The organism is Veillonella sp. (assembly GCF_015058545.1).
Taxonomy (GTDB): Bacteria; Bacillota; Negativicutes; order Veillonellales; family Veillonellaceae; genus Veillonella_A.
Window position 1 is genome coordinate 1 of sequence record NZ_SVCB01000033.1, and the last position, 8,277, is coordinate 8,277.

At 42.9% G+C, this 8,277-nt stretch carries 8 protein-coding genes and 1 pseudogene; 6 read left to right on the forward strand and 3 right to left on the reverse strand.

Annotated features, from left to right (window positions below; translation table 11 throughout):
- A pseudogene (locus tag E7204_RS01835) lies at positions 1-343 on the reverse strand (DNA-directed RNA polymerase subunit beta); the annotation flags it as partial.
- 516 nt (positions 344-859) lie between these two features.
- Here E7204_RS01835 and thiS point away from each other — a divergent pair.
- The 5 genes from thiS to E7204_RS01860 all read left to right on the forward strand — a co-directional run bounded on the left by thiS (position 860) and on the right by E7204_RS01860 (position 4,767).
- Positions 860-1,054 carry a sulfur carrier protein ThiS gene (gene thiS, locus E7204_RS01840; RefSeq protein WP_021842333.1) on the forward strand — a complete coding sequence of 65 codons (195 nt, stop codon included), beginning with the start codon at positions 860-862 and terminating at the stop codon, positions 1,052-1,054.
- Positions 1,054-1,845 carry a sulfur carrier protein ThiS adenylyltransferase ThiF gene (gene thiF, locus E7204_RS01845; RefSeq protein WP_226974535.1) on the forward strand — a complete coding sequence of 264 codons (792 nt, stop codon included), beginning with the start codon at positions 1,054-1,056 and terminating at the stop codon, positions 1,843-1,845. Before thiS ends, thiF begins: the two co-directional genes overlap by 1 nt.
- Positions 1,846-1,849: 4 nt before the next feature.
- Positions 1,850-2,674 (forward strand): thiazole synthase, encoded by an 825-nt coding sequence (locus E7204_RS01850; protein ID WP_021842331.1) that lies wholly within the window; start codon positions 1,850-1,852, stop codon positions 2,672-2,674.
- Between the two features lie 118 nt (positions 2,675-2,792).
- Positions 2,793-4,031 (forward strand): 2-iminoacetate synthase ThiH, encoded by a 1,239-nt coding sequence (thiH, locus tag E7204_RS01855; protein WP_226974534.1) that lies wholly within the window; start codon positions 2,793-2,795, stop codon positions 4,029-4,031.
- Entirely contained in the window at positions 4,012-4,767 is a 756-nt protein-coding gene (locus E7204_RS01860; protein WP_021842329.1) for a thiamine phosphate synthase, read from the forward strand. The genes thiH and E7204_RS01860 overlap by 20 nt, the downstream gene beginning before the upstream one ends.
- 197 nt (positions 4,768-4,964) lie before the next feature.
- Here E7204_RS01860 and E7204_RS01865 read toward each other — a convergent pair whose 3' ends face one another.
- Positions 4,965-6,380, reverse strand: coding sequence for an aspartate ammonia-lyase (locus E7204_RS01865; protein ID WP_021842328.1), 1,416 nt, complete (start codon positions 6,378-6,380; stop codon positions 4,965-4,967).
- A gap of 557 nt (positions 6,381-6,937) precedes the next feature.
- Positions 6,938-7,366 (reverse strand): peptidylprolyl isomerase, encoded by a 429-nt coding sequence (locus E7204_RS01870; RefSeq protein ID WP_021842327.1) that lies wholly within the window; start codon positions 7,364-7,366, stop codon positions 6,938-6,940.
- 184 nt (positions 7,367-7,550) lie between these two features.
- Here E7204_RS01870 and E7204_RS01875 point away from each other — a divergent pair.
- Positions 7,551-8,277, forward strand: a 727-nt coding sequence (locus tag E7204_RS01875) for a restriction endonuclease subunit S (RefSeq protein WP_295181005.1), incomplete at its 3' end; no start/stop codon positions are given.

Sequence of the window (8,277 nt, forward strand, 5' to 3'; positions counted from 1 at the left end):
CGCCCATGAAAACTTCCTGTTCTTTAATATCCTGGTTTTCAGGATCATTATTAATCAAACGAACGTTAACACGCAATGGCGCCGCATAAGTAGCATCACGGTTCTTACATTCGTTAATATCGTATTTTGGCTCCCCAAGGCTAAATCCTTCAAAAGAAAGCACTAAATTACCTGAATTGTCTTTAATCGGAGAAATATCGTCAAAAATATTTTGTAAACCGCTCTCCAAAAACCACTCATAAGACTTGCGTTGCACGTCCAATAAATGTGGCATTTCTAGAACTTCGTTAATTTTAGCATACGTATAACGCGTTCTTTTACCTACCTTCTCAGGTTTGAACATACCAGCTTTCACCCCTCATTTCAATTGGCTTACCTTCTATTCTATAACGGTATGACATCAGACAAAAATCCAGGTCTCAGTTTTCCTGTTAACGCAATGACAAAATAAGCAAGGCTCTCATTTTTTTATTTTGAACCTTGCTTCGCCTTCGGTTAACACAACCTTGGAAGATTTACCCTTTATCAGTAACGATGTTATAGTCATATTATTGAGTACCCCTTAATTTATACGACGCATTCGTACGCCTATAAAATAATATTATACATTAATCAATATATATCTGAGTACATTTGCAATTTAGTATTATATCATTATAAAATTGCTTTGTCAAAAATATTTTACAAAAAAAAATTCCCGGACAATGACTGCAAAAAATTTTTTGAAAAATCACTTTGCCCATTCTCAAAACTCTGCTATACTGAAATCAATATATAACCATGACATGAAGGGGGAGCACCACCAAAAGGGTGCTCTCCCTTCATGTCTTTTTTATAGGAATTTTATAAGGAGGCATCCATGATTGTCAACGGCAAAGAACAAACGCTTACGGAATCTGTGACAGTTTCCGCCTTTCTCGAAACTGCGGGCTACAATTCCAAACGCGTTGTGGTGGAGCGAAACCGCATCATCATTCCGCAAAGCGAATTCGAATCAACTTGGTTACTGGACAGCGACACGCTGGAAATTGTTCACTTCGTAGGAGGCGGCTGATGAATATTACAGTAAACGGCCAAGCCCGGTCGGTAGCTCCCGGCTCGGTTACGGCGGATATCATTACCAACGGCAGCGATGACCTTTGGTTACTAAACGGCTTTGCCGTCGATGGGGCAACGCCCCTCAAAGAGGGCGATGCTTTATTACGCGTGTCACGCACTGAAGCACCTGACGAAGCAACGTACGACGCCGTATGGAACGCTCGTTACGGCAAAACCATTTATAACAAGCTAAAGTCGAGCCACATTCCCATCTGCGGTGCCGGCGGTCTTGGCTCACATATCGCCATTAGCCTCGCGCGGCTTGGCATCGGCGAGCTCACCATCATCGACAAGGATGTGGTAGACATTACGAACCTTGGTCGCCAAGCTTATGAAATGACGGATTTGGGCAAACCGAAAGTTGTAGCCTTAAAAGATATTCTTCACCGCATCAATCCGTTCATCAAAGTGAACGCCGTCCACACCACCATCAACAGCAGTAATTTTGACAACTATTTAAAAGGCTTCCCCTACATCATCGAAGCCTTCGACTCGGCTGAAAACAAAGCGGAATTAACAAGCTATGTACTAACGCATTATCCCGCAACAACGTTAATCGGGGCCAGCGGCGTCAGCGGTTACGATCATCCGAATACGGTCCAAACCAAAGAATTATTCAGCCGCTATTACCAAACGGGTGACGGCCACAGCGAAAGCACCCTCGGACTTTTGGCACCGCGTGTCATGCTCTGTGCCGCTCACGAAGCAACCATGCTCTTACATTTATTACTGACTCAAAAGGAGTGACACTATGTCAACAACAGCCTCACAACAGGCCACCATCGAACCAAGTTCTAAATTTACACCGGAAGGCGATACCTTCACGCTGGGCGGCAAAACATTTTCTTCCCGCCTTATCTTAGGTTCCGGCAAATTTTCACTACCCCTTATAAAAGCCGTCGCCGAAGAAGGCAAGGCTCAAATCATCACCTTAGCTTTGCGTCGCGCCACGCCGGACGGGCAAGAAAACATCTTAGACTTTATGCCTAAAGATGTAACCTTATTGCCAAATACCTCAGGTGCCCGCACAGCGGAAGAAGCGGTGCGCATTGCCGAACTCTCCCGTGCCATGGGCTGCGGCGATTTTGTCAAAGTAGAAATCATTAGCGATGCCCGCTGGCTCTTGCCGGATAACCAAGAAACCATCCGTGCCACCAAAATGCTGGCCGATAAAGGCTTTGTCGTACTCCCTTATATGTATCCCGATTACTATGCCACTAAGGCTCTTGAAGAAGCCGGCGCAGCCGCCATCATGCCCCTCGCCGCACCGATTGGCAGTAACCGCGGTCTTTGTACCAAAGCTTTCATCGACATTGTTCTAAAAAGTACGGACTTGCCGGTTATCGTCGATGCAGGCATCGGCAAACCGTCGGAAGCATGCGAAGCCATGGAGATGGGTGTCACCGCCATCATGTGCAACACGGCCATCGCCACGGCCGGCAATGTAGCGCAAATGTGTAAAGCTTTTCGCCTCGCCATCGAAGCCGGTCGCCTGGCGTACCTTGGCCAAACGGGCCGCGTTATTGCGGACCAAGCGGAAGCATCCAGCCCACTCACGGGCTTCTTGAACGATTAAATACATACACACGAAATGATTACGTGCGCATCTTCAAGACAAGTTCTTCCGACATTGATCACCGGATTACTTTCCTAATGCGCAATTAAACTCAAGCTAAATAATTTAGGAGATCATAATGAATATATTACCTACTCCTCGTCATATGATGCCGCCCAAGCTCAATGGCCACATCAAAACGGCCACGCCCGACGACGAAGCTGTATTAAAAAATAACATCATGGCCTACACTTCGTCCATGGACCAATTGGATATGACGCGGCTCAACTATGTGCTGAATACTAAAAACAGCTTTTCTGATAAAAACTTTACCGCCCACCATGTAGAGCAAGCCTTGGCCAAAGACACATTGGAGCCGGAAGATTTTATGGCCCTCCTCAGTACGGCTGCCGCTCCCTATTTAGAGGCGATGGCGCAAAAAGCCAAAACCTTAACGCGGGCTCGCTTCGGCAATAACGTGCAACTATTCACGCCCCTCTATATCGCCAACTACTGCCATAACGGTTGTCGTTACTGTGGTTTTAACAGTAAACAAACGATTAAACGCGCCCAACTTTCCATGGATGATGTGAAACGCGAGTTAGAAAGCATTGCTCAAACAGGCTTACAAGAAATTCTATTTTTAACCGGTGAATCAGAATCGCGCTCTTCCATCGAATATATTGCAGCCGCCCTCGAACTGGCCAAACCATATTTTGCCAACATCGGCATAGAAATCTATCCGGCCAATCAAGCGGACTACGAAATTCTCCATCAAGCAGGCGCGGACTTCATCACTGTATTCCAAGAGTCTTACGACCTTAAAGCGTATGAATACTACCACCCTTACGGCAATAAACGCTCCTTCCCGTATCGCTTTTATGCCCAAGAACGGGCTTTGAACAGCGGCTTTAGAGGCGCCGGCTTTGCCGCTTTATTAGGTCTTAGCAATTTCCGCTACGATGCCTTAGCCACCGGGCTTCACGTCTGGTCTACGCAACAAGCCTTCCCGGCCGCCGAACTCAGTTTTTCCGTACCACGCTTGCGTCCGGTTAACGGTGAACTGGGACACTTCAACCATTTAGTGAGCGACCGTGACTTCTTACAAATCATGTGTGCCTATCGTTTGTTTGTTCCGCAAGCACAAATTACCGTATCCAGCCGCGAAAGCAAAGAATTCCGCAATGCAGTCATGAATATTTGTGCCACCAAAGTATCGGCCGGCGTTCAAGTGGATGTGGGCGGCCACAGTGCCAGTAATAAACATCGCAGTAGCGACCAATTTGACATTAGCGATACCCGCAGCGTTGCCGAAATGCATGATGATATTCAAAAACTGGGCCTCCAGGTAGTGTACCATGACCACATCCGTGTCTAAAAACGAAGTTTTCAACTTAAAAGCTCCCTCAACTGCGCAAGGGGACGCAACCACACAAGGTTCTATGAAACTAACCTATGTCACTCATTTACCCGCACTCTATGAGTTTTTAGGAAAAATAAATTCACCCTTGTCACCGACCGACTATTTACGAGCTCTAATTAAGTCCGGTCCCGATGCAGTATTGCTTCGAGCTAAGGAATTATCCATCAAAGAGTATGAGGACCTACTCACAGAACTTCTTCCCATAGCTAAAACGGTCGGCACGGAGCTCATCATCAGCCACCATATCGACTTAGCCATAAAATATAATTTGCCGGCTCAACTTTCAGTGCCCGAATGTCTCGATATAACGGCTCAAGCCCAGGCAGAGTCTGTTTTAGGATATAAAGTTCTTATGCCTGCCCCGTTTAAATTTGGGGTTTCAGTTCATTCTTTAGGTGAAGCCCAAAAAGGAGAATCTCAGGGTGCCAAATGGTTAGTCTTAGGGCACTTATTCCCTTCTCGCTGCAAACCGGGACTGGCACCGCGAAATAGCGCCGAATGCCAGGACGTGCTTGAGTTCGCGAAAGCCCACCATATCCCCCTTCACGCTATCGGCGGCATAAACTTTAACACGTTCAGCCAACTTCCAAAAGGATTTGCGGGCATCTATGTAATGACGGAAACCATGGAACAGGAAGATATTTACGGTTACACGAAAAAATGGCGGCAACTGTTAAGCGGCATTGAATAAACTTAGTTTTCTATTAACTACAAAAGGCGCTTGAATCTAAGCAGAGATAGATTCAGGCGCCTTTTTATAAGGGTCATTGGCTATATTTTTATTGTATTGAATATGTAGTATTTGATATTCCGCATCTAGGATTTAAAATCCAGTACTCAATATCTAATACTTTGTATTCGGCATTCAGTATCTAATACTTTGTATTATTAGTTGCCTTTTACTTTTAAAATGTCAGCACCGGCAATACCAGGTTTTGTCATTTCAGCCGGCGATAAGATATGGTTCATTTCGGCTTCGGTCAACAAACCTTTTTCCAAAATGATTTCTTTAATAGCGCGGCCCGTTGTGTACGCTTCTTTAGCCAAAGCGGATGCGTTTTCATAACCAACATGCGGTAACAAAGCGGTTACGATGCCCACACTGCGGTTCAACCAGTATTCGCAACGTTCGCGGTCAACTTCGAGGTCGATTAATAATTTATCAACGAAAGTATTTACGCCGTTTTTCAAATAGCACATAGCATTGAACAAGTTGTACGCAATAACCGGTTCCATAACGTTCAATTCGAACTGGCCGTTTTCAACGCCCAAGGTTACGGCTAAGTCGTTAGCTACTACCTGGTAGCAGACCTGGTTCAATACTTCCGCAATTACAGGGTTAACTTTGCCCGGCATAATGGAAGAACCCGGTTGACGAGGTGGTAATTTCAATTCGCCAATACCGCAACGAGGGCCGGATGCCATCAAGCGGAAATCGTTCGCCATTTTAATCAACACGAGAGCCGTTACTTTCATGCCACTGGAAATGTCGGCAAAAATATCGGTGTTGTTCGTAGCATCGATCAAGTTATCAGCGGTAACAAATTTTTCACCAACCACTTCAGATAATTCATGAGCTACGTCTTCGATGTAAGAAGGTTCGGCGTTAAGACCCGTACCTACAGCAGTCGCCCCCATGTTCACAACATGAGCACCTTCAATGGAAGACTGAATACGTTTAATGCCACGGCGAATACCGGAAGCGTAAGAGCCCATTTCCTGACCAAGGGTAATCGGCACAGCGTCTTGTAAATGAGTACGGCCCATTTTCAAAACTTCTTTGTATTCTTCCGCTTTCTTTTCCAATTCGTCAACTAAGCGCTGCAATGCTTCAATTAACGGTTTGCTTTTTAAAATAGCACACACTTTAATAGCTGTCGGGAATGTATCGTTCGTGGACTGAGCCATGTTGCAGTGGTTGTTTGGAGAAATAATGTCATAACTGCCTTTGGCATGACCTAAGATTTCAAGACCACGGTTCGCCAACACTTCGTTCATGTTCATGTTGAAGGATGTACCGGCACCACCTTGAATCGGATCGATTGGGAATTGTTCTACCCATTGGCCGGCAATGATTTCATCGGCAGCCTGCACGATGGCATTACCGATAGTCGGATCCATACGACCTGTCTTCATGTTAGCCAAAGCACTGGCTTTTTTAACCATAGCCATGGATTTAATGAAATCACGGTCAAGATGTTTCCCTGTAATTGTAAAATTTTCCATTGCGCGAAGAGTTTGCACACCATAATACAATTCGTCAGCAACTTCTAATTCGCCTAAAAAATCATGTTCCTTACGCATACGTTTTACCTCATTTCTTCTAGTACCTACTATGTTGAACCGATTATCGCAAACCGGTTAAAATCATTGTTATATTATTGTTATGTTACTGTTAGTTTTTGTTCGCTCATTGGATTCCTTCTGTACAACTTTAAGACTGTATTATCCTTTGTCTTAAAACTTCATTATTCAAGCTGCATATAGGAAATGTCCGGTATGGGCTAAGTTCGCTCCATCCAATATCTACCGGACACGTTCATTATAACATGTATACAATGTACAACAAAGGCTAAAAGGGCCATAAAGCTATATCAAATAAGGATATAGCTGGCATAGGTCATGTCTTTTTCTATAGAATAGTTAACAAAGCCACTAGCTACAACGGTATAACAACAATGAGTTTGACGCATAGCTCTGACGAGTTTTGACGCTTTTTAGTACGGTAATATGCATTTGGCTAAGACTATAGAATATAAAGGCTCGTCAGCCTCTTCCTACAAATAAAAAGAGCCGCAGCGAAATACAGATGCACTGTTTTCGCTACAGCTCAATTATGGTTTGAGTAAATGTCCGATATATTAGTCTTCTACAGACACCAATTCAATTTTGAAGTTAAGTTCTTTGCCGGCCATTTCATGGTTAGCGTCGAAAGTAATCATTGTTTCAGTTTTGTCGATTACTTTAGCCGGTACCGGTTGACCTGCAGTATTAGTTAACTGAACACGATTGCCTACTTCGAGTTTTTCAGAACCCGGTAATTCAGCAATTTCAATTGTTAAAATATAAGCAGGATTTGCTTCGCCGTAAGCATCAGCAGGCATCAAGTGAATATCTTTTACTTCGCCTACAGCCATGTCTTTAACGGCTTCGTCAAAACCTTTAATCATCATGCCGGCACCACAAATGAATTCTAATGGTTCACCACGATCGTAAGAAGAATCAAACTTCGTGCCGTCATTAAACGTGCCGGTGTAATGTACTTGTACTTTTTTGTTTTCGTTGCTCATGTTTAGCTCCATTCTGTTTAGAGAATTTCTGAAAAATATTCAAATCCTTTTCATTGTACACTAAGTAAGTCATAAAGTAAAACTATCTAAATAATCGCTAATTCCAATTCTTAATGGGTAATATAATTTACATTATGAGAAGTTTGCTGATGGGACTATTAAAGAAATAGAAGTCCCCTATGAATTGCCTGAAGGATGGGCATGGGCAAATCTTAATCAAGTCACAAATATTGTTATGGGTTCATCACCATCAGGTAATAATATTTATAATAAACCTATTTTAAATTGCGTTGAATTCCATCAGGGGAAAAGTCATTTTTCTGAAGTTTATGTAAATGAATCAAAAAAATGGACAACGGAAATTACACAATTAATAGAAACTGATGCAGTATTAATGTCGGTAAGAGCACCTGTTGGTGACGTTAATATAATTAATAGGCCAATTGTAATTGGTCGCGGGATAGCAGGGCTTATCCCTCAAATTAATATAAAGTACTTATTTTATTACTTATCTTTAGAAAAAGAAGGTCTTGAACAAAATGCATCTGGAAGTACGTTTAAATCTATCACTGTGAAAGGTATAAAAAAACATCTAATCGCAGTTCCACCATTAAATGAACAGACGCGTATAATAAAGCAAATTAATAAATCTCTTGTCTTAGTTTGTGCGATTAAACAAAATCAAAATGAATTAAACTTGATTAGTACTAATTTGAAACAAAAAATTTTAGATATATCTATGCAAGGGAAATTAATTCCACAAAATATTAACGATGAACCAGCTTCAATATTATTAGATAAAATTAGAGCCGAAAAACAAAAACTCTTTAAGGAAGGGAAAATAAAAAAGAAAGATTTAGAAGAAATTCAACCCACTTTAGATGAGGATAACGCCTATTATCAGAACCAAC